We start from the raw sequence: 18740 nt of genomic DNA, 5'->3' as shown, positions 1-18740 counted from the left end.
ATTGGATGTTAGTGCATTTAAGTATTCGGAATTTAGCTGTTATTGAATCGGTTCAGCTTTCTTTTCGCCATGGATTTCAAGTACTGACTGGGGAAACAGGTGCAGGTAAATCAATTGTGATTGATGCCTTAACTTTAATTGCAGGTGGACGCGGTTCTTCGGAATGGGTTAGATATGGAACGGATAAAGCGGAAATCGAAGCGTTGTTTGAAATTGTCAGCGATCATCCCGTATGGGCAGTTCTTGAACGAATAGGTATCACAGCAGCCTCCGAAGAAAGCTTAATTATTAGACGGGATTTATCGGCACAAGGGAAAAGCACGAGTCGAATTAATGGACAGCTGGTTAATTTAACGATGCTGCGTGAGGTTGGCGAATGGTTAGTCAATATTCATGGCCAGCATGAGCATCAATCTTTGTTGAAAGCGGAAGAGCACATGAGTTGGTTGGATGCTTTTGGCGGTGTAGCGATAGAGGGGATGAAACAGCAATATCAAGCCTCTTATGATCGTTATATTGGTTTAAATAAACAGCTTGCTGCTCTGGAAGAAACCAGCAAGCAAGCCCTGCAAATGCGTGATTTATATTTGTTTCAGGTAGATGAAATAACAGAAGCAGATTTAAAACCAGCGGAGGATGAATTATTAGAGGAAGAAAAGCGCAAACTAAGCTATGCAGAGAAATTATTTCAGAATTCATCTGAAGCCTATGATGCTATTCATGCTAATAAAAGCGGATTAGATGCAATCAATAAATCGATTCAACGCTTGCAGGAGATCGCAGGTTTAGATCCAAGCCAATTAAAGCCGTTGCTGGATCAGGTGCAGTCTGCATTTTACCAATTGGAAGATGCAGCTTTTCAGCTGAGAGATTACCGGGATCAAATTGAATTTAACCCAAAACGAATTGATCAAATCGAAACACGCTTACATTTAATTGCTTCTTTTCGCCGCAAATATGGTGTGAATGTAATGGAGATTCTACAGTACTTACATAAGATACAAGATGAGCTTCAATTAATTGAGAATAAAGATGAGCTGCTGCTGCAGATTCAAGAAAACGCGAATGCTGAATTAAAAATCGCCACTAGCCTGGCTTATACCTTATCCAAACAACGCCAGAAAAGCGCAACAATCCTAGCATCAGAAATCGAGCGAGAATTACGTGATTTGCAGATGGAACGGACGCGATTCTCAGTACGCATTGAGCGGCTGGAGGACAAGCTGACACGTAATGGCTGCGATCAGGTAGAATTCCTTATCTCGGCTAATCCAGGAGAGCCCTTACGCCCAATGAGTAAAATTGCTTCTGGAGGAGAACTCTCACGAATCATGCTTGCGATGAAATCGATCTTTGCTAAGGTTGATCGGATACCAGTCCTTGTCTTTGATGAGGTTGATACAGGAGTCAGCGGACGCGCAGCACAAGCAATTGCCGAGAAGCTTTCTGTCTTGTCGGGCGCTTGTCAGGTTTTCTCGATTACTCATTTGCCACAGGTTGCTTGTATGGCGGATGCCCATTATTTAATTCAGAAGATTGTGGAAGGCGAGAGAACGTTTACGCAAGTAGAGGACTTAAATGTACAAGGCCAAGTGAATGAGCTTGCTAGGATGCTTGGAGGCGTTGAGATTACAGAAACTACTCTTGAGCATGCACAGGAAATGCTGCGAATGGCGAATCAAAAGAAAAAAGATATTCAGAATGTTAAGGTATGAAATTTTGCGATTTGAGGGATGATTTTCAGTAATAAAACGTATGGCGTGGGGTTAACTTAAAGGTACGCAATTGACGAAATACCTTTTCGTCAGGCAGTAGAAGGGGAGTGTAACCTGCTTGAAGCCCACACATACAAAAAGATGGATCGGACTTATGCTTGTTTTCTTACTTGGTTTACTGATTTGCTCCACGCCATTTCAGAATTTTGCATCCTTTCCGAATCAGCTGCGCTTATTCTCTGGGCAGGATAAAGAATTAAAGCTTTCGATGCCTGTTAGTGCAATGCTGACTGTGAAGGATCCGAATATTCTGCGTGTCAATGGCCACTCACAGCCCTCGTTTCGCGTTAATTTAAACGAACCCATCAACTTGCAAACCGGAGAATCTGGCGTCACAGAGCTGAAGCTGAAGCTGTTTGGGAAAATTCCTTTAAAAACGGTAAAAGTAAATGTAATGCCTGATTTAAAGGTTGTGCCAGGTGGACAAACCATTGGAGTAAAGCTTAAATCAGCAGGTATCATGATTGTAGGCCATCATTTAGTCTCCATAGCGGATAACAGAAAAATTTCACCAGGTGAAGATGCAAGGATTTTAGTTGGCGATTTGATCATGAGCATTAATGGTACGATGTTGAATGACGTTTCCAAGGTCTCGGAATTTGTTTCCGAAGCGGGCGAAGCCAAAAAGCCATTAGAGCTTGTTGTTCAACGTAACGGTATTAGAATGAAGGTCATTCTTCAACCCGCATATGACATTATTGATAAATCATATCGCTTAGGGCTCTACATTCGTGATTCCGCTGCGGGGATTGGTACATTAACCTTCTATGCACCTGATCAGCAAGTATATGGGGCACTGGGGCATGTTATAACAGACATGGATACTCAAACGCCAATCGTCGTAGGCGGTGGAGAGATTGTCCATTCTAATGTTACTTCAATCGCGAAAAGCCATCATGGTGAGCCAGGAGAAAAACGGGCTATATTCTTTAAGGATAGTAAAATTTTGGGAAATATAGAGAAGAACACAGCTTTCGGAATTTTCGGTAAAATGCGTGAGCAGCCTGAGCATAGCTTTCAGAACGAAGCTATTCCAGTCGCATTTGCTGAAGATGTGAAGGAAGGGCCTGCACAGATTTATACCGTACTGGACGGACAGAAGGTTGAGAAATTTGATGTGATGATAACCCACGTAACTCGGCAAGACTTCCCATCAACCAAAGGAATGATTGTCAAAATTACAGACCCGCGGCTATTGGATAAAACAGGTGGTATCGTTCAAGGGATGAGCGGAAGTCCAATTATCCAGAATGGTAAAATCATTGGTGCCGTGACTCATGTATTCGTTAATGATCCAACCAGTGGATATGGCTGTTTTATTGAATGGATGCTGCAGGATGCGGGAATTTTATTAAGAAAGAATGATCAAGAGCTAAAGGCGAGTTAAATGCCTTTGGCTTTCTTTTTTTCTATATTTCTTGTCGAAATTTGTTGAACTTTGAAAAATTATTTAATTATATCTTAAAATTAAAAAAAAATAAAGAAAAATAATATTCGACAGAAGGAATTTAATTATTGATGTCGAAATACTTGTATTAGGATAGACAAATAAATCCAAATAAGTTCCAAGGAGGGAGCATTAATTTGCAAAAAATTGAAGTTTTGTTAGCGGATGATAACCGTGAGTTCACCAATCTATTATCGGAGTTTATTGACGACCAGGAGGATATGACGGTTGTAGGGGTAGCTTATAACGGAAATGAAGTACTTCGCTTCATTGAACAGCAGCGTAAAGCTCCGGATGTATTGATTCTAGACATCATCATGCCTCATCTAGATGGACTGGGTGTTCTTGAAAAACTACGCGAAATGAATTTGCCCAATCCACCTAAGATTATTATGCTAACTGCATTCGGACAAGAGAACATTACGCAAAAAGCTGTCCAATTGGGAGCTGCTTATTACATATTGAAACCTTTTGATATGGAGGTTTTAACCAGTCGTATCCGTCAGTTGGTTTCAAACGGTCATTCTGTTACATCGAATGTGTCTAGCTCTTCGCATAAAGCGAATGTGGTCCCTTTATCCAAAGGTAGAAATCTCGATGCTAATATCACCAGTATCATTCATGAAATTGGTGTACCCGCACATATCAAGGGCTATCAATATTTACGTGAAGCAATCACAATGGTTTATAATAACATTGAAATTCTCGGTGGAATTACGAAGGTTTTGTATCCTTCCATCGCTGACCACTACAAAACGACACCAAGCCGCGTAGAACGCGCTATAAGGCACGCTATCGAGGTTGCGTGGACTCGTGGGAACATTGACAGCATCTCGCACCTATTCGGCTACACAATCAATATCAGCAAGTCTAAGCCGACTAATAGCGAGTTCATAGCGATGGTTGCGGATAAATTACGGATTGAGCATAAAGTATCGTAAATTGTAGGCCCTTACATTTATACTTTAGAATCATACGTCATCCTTAGCCGGGTGGCGTTTTCTATTCAAGTTTTTAGCTGGAAAAAGATTTTTGATTCAATAAATTTGATTAAGGTTAAATAAATTTGATAGAATAGGCTAATCAAAGCTGAGAAAAGAAGGTTAGAGAAATGACAAACAACAACATCGGAGAGCTGCACGAAGGAAATTGCTTAATTGTAAATTATGTACTTTCAACAGGACAAAAGGGAACATTGCCGCTTAATAAAGAGCAATGCAAATATTTTTTGGATTGTATTGATCAGAATAAAACGATGATTTTACAGGTAGGGGATGAAATTCGCACTTTAAATCCTCAGCATGTGGCATTCACTTACGTCAAGGGAATGAAAGAGAATGATATTGTAATTAAAACTCATGAAGCTATTGAAGATAAGACTGTTGAAGCGATACAGAAAACAGATCCAGCTGAAGAATTGTCTAAAGCTTATAACAAACCTAAGGAATTGTTTCGAGTGGAATGCAAGTGTGGTGAAACTTATGAAAAAGAGCTGCCTTTCTACACACAAAAAAATAGCTGTGAGAAATGTGGACAAATGGTTTTTGTCGATAGAAAACGTGGGAAGCAGCCTTCTGGCACTGAATTTGTTTGGATAATGACCAATCGATATTATGTGGAAAGGGAATTTTCTATATATAAAACTACATAGATTTACCCTGGAAATGCTGGTTTTAATGAGCAAAGTTAATTTTAAGTTGCATAAACGTTCAACATATGACACAATTTAAGATAATAATGTACAAGTGCTCGTTAAGATGAAGATTTAGATTGTAGCAACTTTTTCTTTGTCGAATAACCAAAACATCTAGATCACTGAATGAATACATGGTGGTTTTAAAAGAAAAAGGGGAAGTGTGAAAGTGAAAATCAATTTAAAATTTTCCACAAAAGGCCAAATCGCGATTAAGAATTTTGAAAACGATGAAATCCTTGAAATTTTTACGCGTTATTCGAATACGCTCAAAAAGAAGTATATGGTGAATGTTAATGTTCCGACTGATGTAAATCAGAATATTATTACTGACGGTAATCTAATTATCATCTTAGAAAATGTAGAATGCGATATCGAAACTTTCTTTAGAGAACTGGGTAGAGACATTAAAGTACCTTTGAAAAAACGTTTTGATGGCAAGCTCGATAATCTATTTAAGATGGAAGTTGTGGAAAATTAATTTAGGTGATTTTGAACATACGAATAAAACCCAAAAAGGATTGGACTCTAATAAGTCTACTCGTTTTGAGGTTTTATTTTTTTATTTATACCTATACAATTCTTTGGGGAATTTTGGTATGCTCTCTATGTAACGTTTTTCTTATAAATTGAGGTGATGCGGATGGATAAGGCTGAAATCAGAACAGAAATGGAACGATTGTATAAAGCAAGAAATCAATTGGTGGAAGAAGGTATTTATAAAAAAGCGGAAGAGATTGCCAAAATGCTATTTGTTGAGAGGAATAAACTGGATTCTGCTGGATTTGAGCAAATGCTCCGAACATTGGCTAATGATATTCTATTTGCAACAAAAGAATTACGATAGTCCGAAATTTCAATGGAAATGGGATGAGCAGGGATGGAGCTGAACAAATATCAAATTAAATTTGAGCTAATCCGCTTGCAAAAGCTGAGAAATGAGCTGGTGGAAGATGAGATTAAAACCAAAGTAAAAGCAGCTGTCCAGCAAATCCATTTGAGCAAACGTGAGATATCAGAAGATGAGCTAGAGCAATTATTGGATTTATTCGTACAAGAAATAAAATTATCACTACTTTAAAAATTCTATGTTATAGTTATACATATTGTAAATTTGATTAAGAAGGTGCTTTTCATGTCAAAGATTAAATTGCCAGATGTACCTATGCCTTATGTGAAAGCCAATCAGATGGGAATTGTAGCGTTCGTTCTTTTATCAACTTTCTTTCAATTGCCATTTTTATTTTTAGTACTCTTATGGGTTATCCAAATTTCTGGTGCTATCTTTGGCTCTAATTTATTCATTCAATTAGCTAAAGGCTTTGTAAAAGTTGAAGGTAAAGAAACTCAAGCAGCTGAGCTTCAAAGATTTAACCTGACACTGGGTATTCTATTTTTAACCGTTTCCTTGCTATGTTTTGCTAACCACTGGAATATGGCAGGATATATATTTTCCTGGATTCTTGGTATTGTAGCGTTGATCGCATTATCCGGTTATTGTTTAGGGTGTATGATTTATTATCAGTTTAAGCAGATTAAAAATAGGAGTACAATAACTAAAAATAAATAAAATTCACAAACAATTGGATTTCCTGCGGGAGATCCTTTTTGTTTGTGAATTATATATAGTGTAAATTCATCATATGATAGTTCATTAGTGGCCTTTTCAATCCTAAAAAACGATAACCATAGCTGTGTATCCTAAAACAATGAAAGCCCTACCTCTCTTTCATCCTTACGGCTCCGAAGCCGCGCCAGTGTGAATCAGTGAACACTTGTACAAATTCTTGGGTTAATTGTGAATTTGAGAAAATGGATGGAGGAAAAACTTATTCTATTAGAGGATCGAAAAGGGGAGAAGCGATTAATTTACTTCTACATCATACTACAATCATTCGAAAAACACAAGTTTTGCAAATTGTCAATAAATAAATCGTCTATTAATTATAAAGTTGTTGCCGTGTTTACGTTTCATAATAAGCATTTGTTCCTTGACAAAATCAACCATTGACTTCAATTTTTGCGTTTTAGGCATGATTGTTTCTATGACTACTCCATTAACAATAATATCAAATACGACCATGGGCTTCATTCCTCCTTTATTCATCTATATATATATTGTATGATAGAAGTATTAACGCAAGATTAAAACCATGCGTCAGTAATGTGAACTTTTGCTCATGGAATTTTCGTAGTTAATAAGTCTTAGGTATTAATTCCTATTTCACTACAATATCTGCTATACTGAGTAAATAAGCTGCTTTATTTGCGAAGGAAGGTGAATACGATTAGTGAACAAGATGATATAAGACAAAAAATGATCCTTACCTTTATCCAACACCTCCAAGCTATGAAGGACGATCGTAAAGATTTACCCAAAATCAGAGAATTCCTCAGCGACATTTTATTGCTGCGTAAAGTGACACCTCCGATAATTGAGTTCACAACGGTGCTAAAGTATAAGAGACCTAACGTTTATCGTGCACTTAAAGATTCTTGTATTGCTGGAACTGCGTTTCATCAGCTTCTGCTTTTGGAAGTTCCATTGGATATTGCCTTAGATCGGTTGGGTTTGAATGAAGATTTTCTAACTACATAATATTATTTGAAAGAGGTTATCATTCATGGTTTTAGAAAGTGAAGTACCAAAAAAACTTGTTATTGGGGTAACATACACAGCAAAAGAAATTTATTACTTCTTGGGATATAACGATACGATTATCTTATGTGAGGATACACCGATGTTTAGTGATAAGGGGAACTCTACCTATATTGTAGAGAATATGTATGAAACCTTCGTTCACCGTAATGAGAATAGCAATACTTATCATATTCCTGTCAGGAAGAAGAAAGTTTATGTGATAAGCAAGAATTAGATTAGCCTATTTTGCAGGGGACGTCCAAACACTTCAAATCCGTCTTACATACAATACCTCATGATCTGAGGAAGGGGCGATGGAAATGAGTGTACTTGCAGGAGGATTTACATCAACAGCTTCTATTTTAGTGCTTTTCATTTTATTGGTTATTATCAGTCGGACTTTTCTCATATAATTAGTTTTCGGTTGAGATTAGATGTCAGTATGAATCCTAAGAAAGCTCACTCCTTTTGGAGTGAGCTTTCTTAGGATTCAATTAAATTCTGATTATTCCGCTGATTTTGGCTTAAATCTGGCTATAAAATCTACATAACAATTAGGATGTATGGAGTATTTTTCCCGTTTACCTGTCAGGAAATAAAATTGTGCATTCTTCTCAATTAAATTCTTACATTTTCCACAATCGCATGAACGATTATAATTAGAAGTTTGTGTTTTTAGTTGTTCAGTCTCAGACATAATGATTACCTCCTGTAAAATAGTTACTTTATAAGCCCGTGTTATTATAACACAAACTTAGGGCAAGTGTGAAATAATTGGGAGATGCATAAAAGACAATAAAAAAAGCCTGAATCATCAAGGCTCGAAAGAAATAAAACGGATGACCTGAACAGGGATCGAACCTGCGACCTCTACCCTGTCAAGATTGCAGGGGAAGCATTCTGTAACAGTCAACGTTATTCCGAAGCCATATAAACAAAGGGTTTAACGACATTCAAGAAAGTATTGTTCAATCAATAACATTCGAAAATATTCACTATTAATCCCTTAATTCGTGCCAAAATTCGTGCCAATTATTATTTATGTGCTTGCGGCTCCCAATATTGTAATCTATATGATTTAGTCACCCCATCACCGGATAAAGAACTTTTTATTTCAACGCCACCATATAGTATCAAATTAGCACCATTTGATGGCAACGAAACTTCGATGTAGTTTTCATTAGTGACCAAAACTGGAACAGGCTTGTATGCTTCATCTGGAAAATAAAGGTTTGGCAAGCCTTCAACTAGCTTTGTTATTTCTAGATAATCCTTAGAATCGTTAATCACAAAACCACTAATATCAACTTGTATATTATATTTTGTTTTAATTATTTTTTCAATAACTACTTTTAGGTGGTGACAAATAAAATAAAAATTTGTTAGGTGGAACTTTAAATCTCTATTTATCGAAAAAGCAGTATCCTGATTATTAAATTGCTTATGAATTTGCCGGTCACTCCCTAAGTTTCCTTGCGAGTCCACACCCTCTATGAAGTACCCATTAATCATTCCGAATTCAGTCTTAAATCTCAACAAATTTATTTTTGCGTAATTGTGCTTAATTTTGTTGGCGATAGGAGCAACATGTTCTCTGTATTCTTTTATTTGCTCTTTAAATTCATTGATTAATTTTTTTTCTATGGTTTCTAGCCACCTATCCGCAAATGGTATGACCTTGTTTACTGAGCTTGCGGGGTAGAATGATTTGATGATATGATACGCGCCGTCTATGAAAGACATTATTGAATCAATTAATCCCTTTATTGATTCGGTATATGTTTTTACTTCTGCATTACCAGCGCTAGAAATATCACTAAGTTCTTTCTTAATTTCTAATATTAAGGCTTCGAGGGCATTCCTTTGAATTGGGTCTCCTTCAACAATTAAACTTGATTCCGCTATTTTTAATTGCTCATTTTTACCACTTATCAAGTTATCATAATCATTTAATGATTCTACTGCAATTATAACATCTTTTATACTGGTCATTACCTGACGGAATGTAACGTTATATATCCCTAAAGGATGGCGGGAGTTGTGCTCATGGTGAAATAAGATGTGTTCGGGCAACGCATTTAATAGTGCGAATAAATCAGTGTTCAAATTTCCGCTCTGTATCTTTATCTTTTTCTTCACTGAGCTAGCCTCCCAAAATGTTTAACTAAGTATAAAACGGGCTATCTTACCCAACATCTTCGGATTTGTAAAACAATTTACCAAACTCTTCAGCAGTATCCTTTTGCATACTCGGCAGGACGTGGCTATAGGTGTCCAAGGTAATCTTAACACTGGCATGACCTAACCGTTCTGAAACGATCTTAACGTTAACGCCTTGCTTCAGAAGCATTGTAGCATGGGTATGCCGAAGATCATGGAAACGTATCTTCTTTACTCTGATTTGAATTTCCTTTCCGTCTTCAACAGGATTGCATTTTGCTACGATTGCCTCGAAACTTCTGAGAAGATTTCTAGGATTAACAGGTGTTCCGATAGCAGTGCAAACTACTAATGAATTCTCTTGATATAACTGCGGACCAGCAGCGACCTTTTCCTCAACTCTAAACTTTTTCAGTTCCTTTAGAACGGCCATAGTCGCACTGTCAATCGATACAGCTCGGCTACCGCTATCTGTCTTAGCACCATCATTAAATTCCTTTCCGTCATGGCTTAACGTTTGCGTGATTGAAACTCTATTGCCGACGAAATCAACATCTTTCCAAGTTAGGCCCAATATCTCGCTTTGTCTCATTCCAGATACAAGGGCTAAGTAATAAGCAGGGTAGAATCGACTGGACTTAGCTTCTTTTAAGAATATGCGCATTTCCTCATCTTCCCAGACAACCATTTTCTTTTTTGTAGCAGTTGGCCGCGCTACAAGTGAAGCTACATTCTTGCTAACCATATCCCACGCTAAAGCTTTCTTGAGGGCTTCATTGATAAGTGAATGCACCTTTTGAATATTTTCATCACAAAGGCTTCCAGCGCTTGAAAGATCATTGTATAAATCTTGGATGTTACGAGGCGTTAATTGCTGCAACTCAATGGAGCCGAGCTTGGGCAAAATATGATTGTTTACTAAGCTTGAGTATATCCCAAGCGTTTGCTTCTTAACAGTTGTCTGTTTGTCGTTAAGGTAATCAGACATAAACTCACTAAACAGTGTCTTTGATGGTTGTATGTATGTGCCTTTGTTCATATCGTTTTTATGTTCGACCATAGCAGCTTCAGCCAACTTCTTTGTTTTGAATCCGCGAATTCTTTTTTGAACATACTTTCCGTTCACTTTTAAATTAATTGTGTAGAACCAAGCGTTACCTTTTGCGTTATCATCTTTATACGCTGGCATTCAGTTTCACTCCCTATTAATCTACTATGTAAAAATAATACAATTTAAGATAGAGGTCGTCAACAAATATTTCATTCACTAAACATTTATAGGCGTTTATAAGGTTCAGATTATTTCTATAACGCTCAGATTGACTTACGCTTGCCACCTATATATGAGAGAAGAAACAGAGTGTAGCGAAACCTAGCAGGATTATGAATAATCCAATACTTAAGTTCAGGTCAATCCTACCAGTTACTTCTCGTGGCTTTGGGATCAACAAAGCAATTGTGTAGCAATATGTAGTTTGTGCTATTGCGCTTTCGCAAGGGGATTGGTGGCGTAAGACGCCAGTCAAGGATTCAAATCAAACCAATTAGAGACAGTGCACAGAGGGGTAATAGCCCGAAGCTGTAAAGGTGCGTAACGAGGCTCATACCGAGCATGGCGGATTCGCGGTAACCGCATGATTATAAATTACCGCTTGCCAAAATGATTCGTGCCCAGTGTTGACCGTTTGGTCGAAGGTAAGCACATCATATAGCATGGGGAACAATACAGCGCCATGTCAACGTGATATGGTGGGCAGGATTGCAGTCACTTGACGGCGGGGTTAGGGTGGCATTAAATACCGCGAAGTGTTGCCAGAGCGAGAGGGTGGGTTATCATGTCGTTCCATCTTGCATAGCGAAGCCTGACAGGTGATCCAGATCAGTAGCAGAAGTAGCTATTTATACGTGGTGGCGGAATATGAGACGCTAAAGTTTAGTTTGGATGAATAACTTCCGAGGTGTTGTATCCCTAGTCAATATCGGATTAGCCAAACATACAAGGGTTTGAGTCCCTTGCCCACGTTTTAACATGCGGGATTCGTTCAATGAGGACACCAGCCTTATGGTTTGGAAATTGGGGTTGAAGTCCCTGCTCCCACTTAATCATCACATACGAACATTACGCGAACGGTTGCCCATAAGGTAGCCGTTTTTATGTTGTCTGAGTAATCTAACAGCATCAAACATTTGAAAGCCTTAAAAACGATTGTAGACGCTCAAAAGGAGTTGTAAGAATGAATCAACCTATGTTTGACTTCCCTTCATATGGAAAATGGTTGTTAACACATAAGGGTGATCGTAATTGTCGCTTGTTAGCTGATCGTCATTATAGCAGGCAGCATATAGGTCATCCAATGTTCACACGCCCCGGGCGCAATTTGGTGCTTCGTACAGCTGATGGCATGGCAACATGGGTCACATGGAAAGGCATTAGAGATGATGGATTAGATGCATTTGAATGTACGATATTCCGAAACGAATCTGCAAACCTAAGTTCCGATATGATTCGTTCAGCTGTGGCAGCAACAATTGCCGAATGGGGATTACCTCCTAAAGACGGCATAATCACATATGTAGATCAATCAAAGGTCCGGAGTTCTAACCCGGGCTTTTGTTTTATAAAAGCAGGCTTCGAAAAGATTGGATTTAGCAAAGTTCGAGGCTTGCTGTTACTGCAATATAAATTAGCCTAACCCTAACCTTCAGATAAATGCTCAACCTCTCTAAGCGTGTCCATCATGTCGCTTGCTCAAGGGTAAATGAGTAGAGCGGACACCACTCCCCAATACCCAGTGATCACAGCTGGCGATAAGGTTGATGATCGTGAAGGCTTGCCATTGAGCCTTAAAATCAATGGAACACTATTCTAGGAGGAATTATGATGGGAGAATGGTCGGATAGACTGCAAGCATTTTGGTGCGGTATAAATGGATGCGAACATATAGCTTGGAAGGGTTCTTACGAAATTGGAATATATCAAGGCGATGAATCTCCGCCATCCTCATTCATAATATCTCCTAAGAGAATTGAAACTGTTGAAGATTTTGACTATTGCATGAATCATGGCGAGAGGTGGAAAGCAACTTATGAGAGAGTTTAGACTATCTCCATTGTTGATCTCGTATTTTCGATAAATCGGAACAATATGTATTCAAGGACGGTGAGAAATGATTAAGCCAATTGAATTACACGAATTCATGTTTAACCAATTAACTCCTGAACAGAAGGCAAGCGAAGCAATCACAGAGCTGTTGCCCGTGATTGTTAGAGGGATTATAAAGGCTGTTGAATCAAAAAATTAGACCTACAACTCTTTAGGTTTGTAAGTCCAATTTTTTATATGTAAGCAAAAATTACCTACTATGCAATGTAACCACGAATAAAGATAATGAATCACAAATTAATGAACCATTGAAATAACTGTAAACTCGCAAGCGTTCTTGAAAAAGTAAGAGTCAATGGTTTCTATGGCATGGTGGCCTTGGGATAAAATATAGCCATTTCCCACTTCTTCGCCATCTTGCGTAATGGACACTAAGCATTTAAATAAAATAGCATTATGAAAGTCTACATCCGTCTTTAATTTGAAACCATGTGTCATGTGATCACTCCTAATAGTTGTTATTAGGTATGACAGCTGCATTAAAGGGAAAGTTACTAGTCCTTAAGAATTATGTATTAATGCACCATGGAGCAAACCTTAAACTCGCAGACTCCTTTGAAATAAATAGCATCAACCGTATGTATACAATGTTGGGATTGCTTAATTAATTGTCCACTGCCCATATGTTCGCCATCTTGGGTAATCGACACAATGATCTGAAACATAATGGCATTTTCGAAGTCAGCTGGGCTTTTTAACAATTGTCCATGTGACATAATTTCCCTCCTAATAGGTTTATATTAGGTAGGACAATGGTTGGGTCGCAGTTGTTACAGATAAATTTAAACTATCGATAATCACTTACAGTGCAGGGAATAATTACCTGTCCATCGAATATGTATTGATGGATGGGAGGTGAAAATATATGGCAAAAGGGTTGGATGAAGCTCAATTAAAGGATTTGAAAAGCTGGCAAGATGAATTAAAGATAGAGGAAAAGCAATTAATTACATCCTTAAAGGATTTAGGCGAGGAAACTAGGTTACTAAGAACTCGTAAACACGTATTAGATTCGATTGTTCGTAGGTTTGGAAGTGATACCAGTGGTGTCGAAGACTTTAAAAAGGATAACGTAAATGATTTATGGGATCTAATTAAGAAAAAAGAAGAACAATATAATGAATTAGAAGTTGTAACTGGAAAACGCGTCGCCCACTTGAGACACATCATTTCAGAAATTGAAGATACTTTAGCATAAAAACCTAAACACCCTAACAGGTGTTTTTTAATATAAAAAATCCACTATACGAATGAGCTCGTAGGTGGACAGAATAAGTAGATTATGTAATATCCTTAATGCAAGCATTATAAAATTTCTGCCCAAATGAAGTCCGATGGTATATGAATTTATTTATTTGATATTGCAAACCATCATCCTCTATCTGTTTTATCCTGCTGAGTATCTGAATGTGGTTTTCTAAATCGTTATAATAAGTTTTATCTGTGAGCGATGTGTTATTGATTTGAATCAACCCAAGCCTATTAATATTCTCAATATAAGAGGATCCTAATTCTGGGAATTCACAACCAATACTATATTGAATGATTGTAAAATTCTTTACAACAATTGAAAAACTTGAACCTTCAACAAGCCTATTCAAGTCTATTATAGGCATGAAATTATTTGTTTTTATTAACTTTAATATCTTTGCTTCATCTGAAGTTAACTGTTTTATTATTTCAACAAAGGATGGATGCGCCATTTTTGCAATTTCACTATTCATAGAAGTCGCCAATAGATTGGAAAACATCTCTCTCAGTTCTTCCTTGTGCCCGAGATATCTGAGTGCTTCGATAGTGGGAACTGCAACTTCTGGAGCTGGAGATATTATGTTTTCTCTTGGTACATTTTTAAGCTTATCTTCTAATGATTCCTGGATAAATCCTTTTATAGTATCGTATGACCAAACTAAGGCTGAAATTGGTGAGAGAGCAATGTTCACGGTTTTCGCTAATGTATGAATGCCTTTGCCCAATTCTTGCATAGCTGGTTGTAATAGATCTGGGTAAATAGGAACTGATTTCGTTATACCTTCAATTGCATCAGCGGCATCTTTTAGATTTCCCAACACAAATCACCCCATTAATTAATTTATCATCTATGACCGATTCTACTAAATTTTAACAAGAAATACTAGGAGTCGACATGTTCTCATATTTCCAATAATGGAAGCAAATGTTCGCGAGAACTAGCATTCGTAAGATTTTGCACAATCAATTTAATTAAATGCCCGAATATGGACGAATATAGATGTTCGACATTATGTGATATCGTGTTTCTTCATATAAGGTTTATAAGGGCTGTATTTATACTCTAGTTACTAGATACGTAAGATCTTTAAGCGAACAGCAAAGCGAGTTCGTGCTATTGAGCCGCGCCAAGCCGAGCTCCATTATCCAAGCGTTCTCTATATGAGAAACGTTTATTTTTCTGTTTAAAGCAGCTCTTTCCTATGAGTAGTGCAAGACATGGTTTAAGTAGGGCGGTTTTAAAAAATCAGAGGCGCAATAGCACCGTGTAGGGGTTTGATCTTAAACACCGCCTTAATTACACGAGTGCTCTAAAGAAGAACAAATCGAAGGGGTGTTGTATATGAATAGTCAGGAAGAGTACGAGAGTCAGCCCAAGGACAAAGAAGAGGTCACTAATGAGGATGTGGGTAGCTTAGAAGATATACTAGGTGATCCATCTGCGTGGGTATGAGTCATTGCAATTATGTAACTAAATGTATCGAAATGATCAAAAACGCCTTAAATGATACGATATGGTACGCAAAAGGTACTCCCAGCCACCTAGCCCGTTGGTGGGTTCGTGCGAGCCCGAAATACACGTAGATAAAAATTTCAAATTTCACTTTCCCTTTCTCTTTCCGAGAAGGGATTTTTGTGTTTATAAATTTTAGCTTCAACTAATGTTCTTCTAATTAGCATGCATTTTGAATTATCTTTTACGAAAGCGGGGCGGACAGAATAGCAAAACTGATTGAGCTCACACAAAATAAATTCGCGACTGTTGATGATGAAGAATATGAAAGAATCAATAGTGTAAAGTGGAGGCATAAATACGGCTATGCCATACGAACGGAATGGGATCAAACTAAAAATAAAAAAATAACTATTTATATGCATCATCGAGTTATGGGGACTTCGGTAATTAAGAATTGCGAGATGGACCATATAAATGGGGATCGCTCAGATAATAGAAAGCAAAACCTGAGATTGGCTACGCGCCAACAGAATGCGAATAACAACGGAAAAATAGCAAACGGATCATCCCGACACAAAGGGGTCTCTTGGGATAAGGAAAGAAAAAAATGGCGAGCTAAAATTACAATTAAATCTAAGAAGAAAAGTATTGGACGTTTTGAAAATGAATCAGATGCTGCACTTGCCTACAATGAATACGCTAAAGAGGTGTTCGGAGAATTCGCGCGATTGAACGTTATATAGAAAGCGAGCTGGGGAGAATGGCGAAACCTAAAACAAAGCTTGAGCAGCAGTTGGAAAAGGAAGTGTCTACCTCAGAACTGGGAGCAATCATCGGCAAAACTCCGCAATGGATTCGCCAATTAACCCGCGATCGTATCTTGTTCCAGGTAGGCCGAGGTAAGTATATATTAGTCGATGCCGTTCAAGCTTATATCCTTTATGCTTCTGGCGGTAAAGAAGAGGATAACAAGCCTCGGCTCGTCGACCATAAGACAGAACACGAGCGAATCAAGACCGAGAAGGCATCTTTAGAGCTGGCGGTTATGCGAGGTGAACTGCATGCTGCCGCTGATGTTGAGGCAGTAATGAATGACATGCTAATTTCATTACGATCTAGATTATTGGGTTTACCTAATAAGATGGGACCTAAGATTTTGAATAATTCAAGCCTGCCATCCGTTATTGATATTCTTACAGAAGAAATAAGGACATGTTTAACCACATTGGCTGACTATGACTCAGATGCATTTAAGGCAGGTGCAGCAGATGAACGAAGATCGGAAGAGGACTGAACGATTATTTCGAAATACTCTCCGTTCATTAGCTCCACCAGCCAAAATGACCGTATCAGAATGGGCAGATCGTTATCGAATTCTTTCATCGGTGTCTTCTGCTGAAGCTGGTCCGTGGAATACGAATCGAGCCCCTTACCAAAGAGGGCCGTTTGATGCAATAACGGATCCTAACATTGAGACGATCGTTTTAAAGTGGGCATCTCAGTTAGGGAAAACAGAGGGCTTACTTAATGCCATAGGATTCCACACGGACCATGAGCCGGCTCCTATGATGTTGTTGCAGCCTACACTTGAATTAGCCCAAGCATTCTCTAAGGATAGGCTTGCACCTATGTATAAGAAATCACCCAAGCTTAGAGAGGTTGTTGGTAGCGGCAAGAGTCGCGATGGAGGCAATACATTGCTACACAAGACTTTCGCAGGTGGTCATATCACAATGGCAGGGGCTAACTCTCCAGCTTCTTTGGCGTCTCGTCCAATTAGAATAGTTTTCTGTGATGAGGTTGATCGTTACCCCGCATCAGCTGGCAAGGAAGGCGACCCAGTTGCATTGGTCACAGCACGTATGGAAACATTTTGGAATCGCAAAAGGGTTCTGGTATCAACGCCAACCATTAAAGGCTCATCGCGTATTGAAAATTTCTACGAGGACAGTACCCAAGAGGAATGGTGTGTACCTTGTCCCAGTTGTGATGAGCTCCAGCCTTTTTCGTGGAAGCAAATCAAGTTTGAATACGACGATATTAAAATGAAAACAACTTCCGTTGCGCATAGCTGCCGTTATTGTGGTGTTTTACATAGCGAGCAGGAATGGAAAGCGGGGATGGAATACAAAGGTAAGTGGATTGCTCGGAAGCAGCACGCAGATACCAGAGGCTTTCATTTAAATCAACTCGCCAGCACCTTCTCGAGCTGGCCCCGTATCGTTCAGAAATTTAAAACAGCTGAGAAGTTGGTAAAAAAAGGCGACATCGAATTGATGAAGGTCTGGGTTAACACGGTGCTCGCTGAAGAGTGGGAAGAAAAAGGCGAGAAGATCGACGAAAGTGTTTTAATGAATCGCCGTGAAAAGTATCATGCGGATGTTCCAGAAGGCGTGAAGATCCTTACAGCTGCAGTTGATACACAGGACAATCGTTTCGAGGTTGAAATCATGGGATGGGGCGCTAATCATGAATCTTGGAGAATCGAGTACCACAAGATTTATGGAGATCTCAAGCAGCCTCAAGTATGGAAGGACCTTGACGAATATCTGCAGCGCGTTTGGAAAGATGAACACGGTAGGGAATTTCGTGTTGCAGTTTCTTGCATGGATTCAGGGGGTCACTTTACCAATGAGGTGTATAAGTTCTGTAAGGATCGCTTCACCCGTCGCTTATTTGCAATAAAGGGTGAAAGCCCGGGCGATGGTAAGTATCTACCGCTGGTGGCAGGCACATCTACAAGCAATCGATATAATGCAACAGTGGTTCGGCTCGGAGTTGATGAAGGAAAAGCGAAGGTTATGGCCCTGCTTCAACAAAAAGCAGATCAACCAGGCTATTGTCACTTTCCTTTAACGACTCGTGAGAAGGATCGGGGCTACAATGAAGAATACTTCGACGGATTAACTGCCGAGGAATTGCGCACACGTTATAAGATGGGAATTCCTTATACAGTTTGGGTGAAAATAAAAGCAAGGAATGAGCCGCTAGATTTAGCGGTTTACAATCGTGCTGCCATTGAGATATTAAACCCGAATTTAGATGTAGAGCTTCCGCCATTAAATATTGATGAAGACAAACCAGCAACTGTTCTGACGAGACAGAGGCGAAGAGGCACAAGCAGTAGCGTTTAGCGTGAGGGGAGGTGAAAGGG

25 protein-coding genes are annotated in these 18740 nt (G+C 38.7%); 18 read left to right on the top strand and 7 right to left on the bottom strand.

The window, feature by feature from the left end; translation table 11 throughout:
* Positions 1-5: 5 nt before the first annotated feature.
* The 8 genes from recN (at position 6) to EHS13_RS20520 (ending at position 6485) form a co-directional block, all read left to right on the top strand.
* Positions 6-1715, top strand: a complete 1710-nt coding sequence (gene recN / locus EHS13_RS20555; RefSeq protein WP_155702192.1) for a DNA repair protein RecN — start codon at positions 6-8, stop codon at positions 1713-1715.
* A 118-nt stretch (positions 1716-1833) separates the two neighbouring features.
* The gene (gene spoIVB / locus EHS13_RS20550) at positions 1834-3162 is read left to right on the top strand and encodes a SpoIVB peptidase (RefSeq protein ID WP_155702191.1); all 1329 of its coding nucleotides are present in this window, start codon (positions 1834-1836) and stop codon (positions 3160-3162) included.
* 197 nt (positions 3163-3359) lie between these two features.
* Entirely contained in the window at positions 3360-4163 is an 804-nt protein-coding gene (gene spo0A / locus EHS13_RS20545) for a sporulation transcription factor Spo0A (RefSeq protein ID WP_155702190.1), read from the top strand.
* A 170-nt stretch (positions 4164-4333) separates the two neighbouring features.
* Positions 4334-4873 carry a hypothetical protein gene (locus EHS13_RS20540; protein WP_155702189.1) on the top strand — a complete coding sequence of 180 codons (540 nt, stop codon included), beginning with the start codon at positions 4334-4336 and terminating at the stop codon, positions 4871-4873.
* Between the two features lie 211 nt (positions 4874-5084).
* Complete coding sequence (locus tag EHS13_RS20535; protein WP_155702188.1) at positions 5085-5396, top strand: hypothetical protein; 312 nt, start codon at positions 5085-5087, stop codon at positions 5394-5396.
* Between the two features lie 162 nt (positions 5397-5558).
* Entirely contained in the window at positions 5559-5762 is a 204-nt protein-coding gene (locus EHS13_RS20530) for a hypothetical protein (protein ID WP_155702187.1), read from the top strand.
* A 33-nt stretch (positions 5763-5795) separates the two neighbouring features.
* On the top strand, positions 5796-5996 hold the full coding sequence (locus EHS13_RS20525; protein WP_155702186.1) for a hypothetical protein: 201 nt from the start codon (positions 5796-5798) through the stop codon (positions 5994-5996).
* A gap of 54 nt (positions 5997-6050) precedes the next feature.
* A complete protein-coding gene (locus EHS13_RS20520) occupies positions 6051-6485 on the top strand; it encodes a DUF4395 domain-containing protein (RefSeq protein ID WP_227013451.1) in 435 nt (144 codons plus the stop codon).
* Positions 6486-6836: 351 nt separating this feature from the next.
* On the opposite strand, the gene EHS13_RS20515 is transcribed toward EHS13_RS20520, so the two are convergent.
* Positions 6837-7007: a hypothetical protein gene (locus EHS13_RS20515; protein WP_155702185.1), complete on the bottom strand. Its 171-nt coding sequence runs from the start codon at positions 7005-7007 to the stop codon at positions 6837-6839.
* 186 nt (positions 7008-7193) lie between these two features.
* Here EHS13_RS20515 and EHS13_RS20510 point away from each other — a divergent pair, with 186 nt between their 5' ends.
* The 3 genes from EHS13_RS20510 to EHS13_RS20500 all read left to right on the top strand — a co-directional run bounded on the left by EHS13_RS20510 (position 7194) and on the right by EHS13_RS20500 (position 7969).
* Entirely contained in the window at positions 7194-7514 is a 321-nt protein-coding gene (locus EHS13_RS20510; RefSeq protein ID WP_155702184.1) for a hypothetical protein, read from the top strand.
* Positions 7515-7539: 25 nt separating this feature from the next.
* Positions 7540-7791, top strand: a complete 252-nt coding sequence (locus tag EHS13_RS20505) for a hypothetical protein (RefSeq protein WP_155702183.1) — start codon at positions 7540-7542, stop codon at positions 7789-7791.
* Between the two features lie 85 nt (positions 7792-7876).
* A complete protein-coding gene (locus tag EHS13_RS20500; RefSeq protein ID WP_155702182.1) occupies positions 7877-7969 on the top strand; it encodes a YjcZ family sporulation protein in 93 nt (30 codons plus the stop codon).
* Between the two features lie 92 nt (positions 7970-8061).
* On the opposite strand, the gene EHS13_RS20495 is transcribed toward EHS13_RS20500, so the two are convergent.
* From EHS13_RS20495 to EHS13_RS20485, 3 genes are all read right to left on the bottom strand, one after another.
* Positions 8062-8253, bottom strand: a complete 192-nt coding sequence (locus EHS13_RS20495; protein ID WP_155702181.1) for a hypothetical protein — start codon at positions 8251-8253, stop codon at positions 8062-8064.
* Between the two features lie 338 nt (positions 8254-8591).
* Positions 8592-9695, bottom strand: coding sequence for a hypothetical protein (locus EHS13_RS20490; RefSeq protein ID WP_155702180.1), 1104 nt, complete (start codon positions 9693-9695; stop codon positions 8592-8594).
* Between the two features lie 46 nt (positions 9696-9741).
* Positions 9742-10905, bottom strand: a complete 1164-nt coding sequence (locus EHS13_RS20485) for a site-specific integrase (protein WP_155702179.1) — start codon at positions 10903-10905, stop codon at positions 9742-9744.
* Between the two features lie 1045 nt (positions 10906-11950).
* Between EHS13_RS20485 and EHS13_RS20480 the strand changes: the two genes are divergently transcribed.
* The 3 genes from EHS13_RS20480 to EHS13_RS37235 all read left to right on the top strand — a co-directional run bounded on the left by EHS13_RS20480 (position 11951) and on the right by EHS13_RS37235 (position 13018).
* The gene (locus EHS13_RS20480) at positions 11951-12409 is read left to right on the top strand and encodes a hypothetical protein (protein WP_155702178.1); all 459 of its coding nucleotides are present in this window, start codon (positions 11951-11953) and stop codon (positions 12407-12409) included.
* Between the two features lie 185 nt (positions 12410-12594).
* Positions 12595-12816 (top strand): hypothetical protein, encoded by a 222-nt coding sequence (locus EHS13_RS20475; protein ID WP_227013450.1) that lies wholly within the window; start codon positions 12595-12597, stop codon positions 12814-12816.
* A gap of 67 nt (positions 12817-12883) precedes the next feature.
* The gene (locus EHS13_RS37235) at positions 12884-13018 is read left to right on the top strand and encodes a hypothetical protein (RefSeq protein WP_264373538.1); all 135 of its coding nucleotides are present in this window, start codon (positions 12884-12886) and stop codon (positions 13016-13018) included.
* A gap of 98 nt (positions 13019-13116) precedes the next feature.
* Here the strand turns inward: EHS13_RS37235 and EHS13_RS20470 are convergent, their stop codons facing one another.
* Together EHS13_RS20470 and EHS13_RS20465 are read right to left on the bottom strand one after the other, a co-directional pair.
* Positions 13117-13317, bottom strand: coding sequence for a hypothetical protein (locus tag EHS13_RS20470; RefSeq protein WP_155702177.1), 201 nt, complete (start codon positions 13315-13317; stop codon positions 13117-13119).
* 77 nt (positions 13318-13394) lie between these two features.
* Complete coding sequence (locus tag EHS13_RS20465) at positions 13395-13595, bottom strand: hypothetical protein (protein WP_155702176.1); 201 nt, start codon at positions 13593-13595, stop codon at positions 13395-13397.
* Positions 13596-13744: 149 nt separating this feature from the next.
* Here EHS13_RS20465 and EHS13_RS20460 point away from each other — a divergent pair, with 149 nt between their 5' ends.
* Entirely contained in the window at positions 13745-14077 is a 333-nt protein-coding gene (locus EHS13_RS20460) for a hypothetical protein (protein ID WP_155702175.1), read from the top strand.
* A gap of 82 nt (positions 14078-14159) precedes the next feature.
* On the opposite strand, the gene EHS13_RS20455 is transcribed toward EHS13_RS20460, so the two are convergent.
* Positions 14160-14948 (bottom strand): DUF4393 domain-containing protein, encoded by a 789-nt coding sequence (locus EHS13_RS20455; RefSeq protein WP_155702174.1) that lies wholly within the window; start codon positions 14946-14948, stop codon positions 14160-14162.
* A 1054-nt stretch (positions 14949-16002) separates the two neighbouring features.
* On the opposite strand from EHS13_RS20455, the gene EHS13_RS20450 reads away from it, so the two are divergent.
* The 3 genes from EHS13_RS20450 to EHS13_RS20440 are packed head-to-tail and all read left to right on the top strand — an operon-like array spanning position 16003 to position 18720.
* A complete protein-coding gene (locus tag EHS13_RS20450; RefSeq protein WP_155702173.1) occupies positions 16003-16329 on the top strand; it encodes an HNH endonuclease in 327 nt (108 codons plus the stop codon).
* 17 nt (positions 16330-16346) lie between these two features.
* The gene (locus EHS13_RS20445) at positions 16347-16880 is read left to right on the top strand and encodes a hypothetical protein (RefSeq protein ID WP_155702172.1); all 534 of its coding nucleotides are present in this window, start codon (positions 16347-16349) and stop codon (positions 16878-16880) included.
* Complete coding sequence (locus tag EHS13_RS20440) at positions 16855-18720, top strand: phage terminase large subunit family protein (RefSeq protein ID WP_155702171.1); 1866 nt, start codon at positions 16855-16857, stop codon at positions 18718-18720. Before EHS13_RS20445 ends, EHS13_RS20440 begins: the two co-directional genes overlap by 26 nt.
* Positions 18721-18740: the final 20 nt, after the last annotated feature.

Origin of the sequence: Paenibacillus psychroresistens, assembly GCF_009728935.1 — a bacterium.
Taxonomy (GTDB): Bacteria; Bacillota; Bacilli; order Paenibacillales; family NBRC-103111; genus Paenibacillus_AC; species Paenibacillus_AC psychroresistens.
This window is presented reverse-complemented; position numbering and strand designations above follow the sequence as displayed.

What these genes read in the sequence shown, in the direction of transcription:
- EHS13_RS20530 (WP_155702187.1), top strand. Translation starts at nt 5,559, where the DNA reads ATGGATAAGGCTGAAATCAGAACAGAAATGGAACGATTGTATAAAGCA.
- EHS13_RS20485 (WP_155702179.1), bottom strand. Translation starts at nt 10,905, where the DNA reads ATGCCAGCGTATAAAGATGATAACGCAAAAGGTAACGCTTGGTTCTAC.
- EHS13_RS20480 (WP_155702178.1), top strand. Translation starts at nt 11,951, where the DNA reads ATGAATCAACCTATGTTTGACTTCCCTTCATATGGAAAATGGTTGTTA.
- EHS13_RS20500 (WP_155702182.1), top strand. Translation starts at nt 7,877, where the DNA reads ATGAGTGTACTTGCAGGAGGATTTACATCAACAGCTTCTATTTTAGTG.
- EHS13_RS20460 (WP_155702175.1), top strand. Translation starts at nt 13,745, where the DNA reads ATGGCAAAAGGGTTGGATGAAGCTCAATTAAAGGATTTGAAAAGCTGG.
- EHS13_RS37235 (WP_264373538.1), top strand. Translation starts at nt 12,884, where the DNA reads ATGATTAAGCCAATTGAATTACACGAATTCATGTTTAACCAATTAACT.
- EHS13_RS20440 (WP_155702171.1), top strand. Translation starts at nt 16,855, where the DNA reads ATGAACGAAGATCGGAAGAGGACTGAACGATTATTTCGAAATACTCTC.
- EHS13_RS20515 (WP_155702185.1), bottom strand. Translation starts at nt 7,007, where the DNA reads ATGAAGCCCATGGTCGTATTTGATATTATTGTTAATGGAGTAGTCATA.
- EHS13_RS20505 (WP_155702183.1), top strand. Translation starts at nt 7,540, where the DNA reads ATGGTTTTAGAAAGTGAAGTACCAAAAAAACTTGTTATTGGGGTAACA.
- EHS13_RS20465 (WP_155702176.1), bottom strand. Translation starts at nt 13,595, where the DNA reads ATGTCACATGGACAATTGTTAAAAAGCCCAGCTGACTTCGAAAATGCC.
- EHS13_RS20445 (WP_155702172.1), top strand. Translation starts at nt 16,347, where the DNA reads ATGGCGAAACCTAAAACAAAGCTTGAGCAGCAGTTGGAAAAGGAAGTG.
- EHS13_RS20540 (WP_155702189.1), top strand. Translation starts at nt 4,334, where the DNA reads ATGACAAACAACAACATCGGAGAGCTGCACGAAGGAAATTGCTTAATT.
- recN (WP_155702192.1), top strand. Translation starts at nt 6, where the DNA reads ATGTTAGTGCATTTAAGTATTCGGAATTTAGCTGTTATTGAATCGGTT.
- EHS13_RS20520 (WP_227013451.1), top strand. Translation starts at nt 6,051, where the DNA reads ATGTCAAAGATTAAATTGCCAGATGTACCTATGCCTTATGTGAAAGCC.
- EHS13_RS20495 (WP_155702181.1), bottom strand. Translation starts at nt 8,253, where the DNA reads ATGTCTGAGACTGAACAACTAAAAACACAAACTTCTAATTATAATCGT.
- EHS13_RS20475 (WP_227013450.1), top strand. Translation starts at nt 12,595, where the DNA reads ATGATGGGAGAATGGTCGGATAGACTGCAAGCATTTTGGTGCGGTATA.
- EHS13_RS20525 (WP_155702186.1), top strand. Translation starts at nt 5,796, where the DNA reads ATGGAGCTGAACAAATATCAAATTAAATTTGAGCTAATCCGCTTGCAA.
- EHS13_RS20470 (WP_155702177.1), bottom strand. Translation starts at nt 13,317, where the DNA reads ATGACACATGGTTTCAAATTAAAGACGGATGTAGACTTTCATAATGCT.
- EHS13_RS20450 (WP_155702173.1), top strand. Translation starts at nt 16,003, where the DNA reads ATGCATCATCGAGTTATGGGGACTTCGGTAATTAAGAATTGCGAGATG.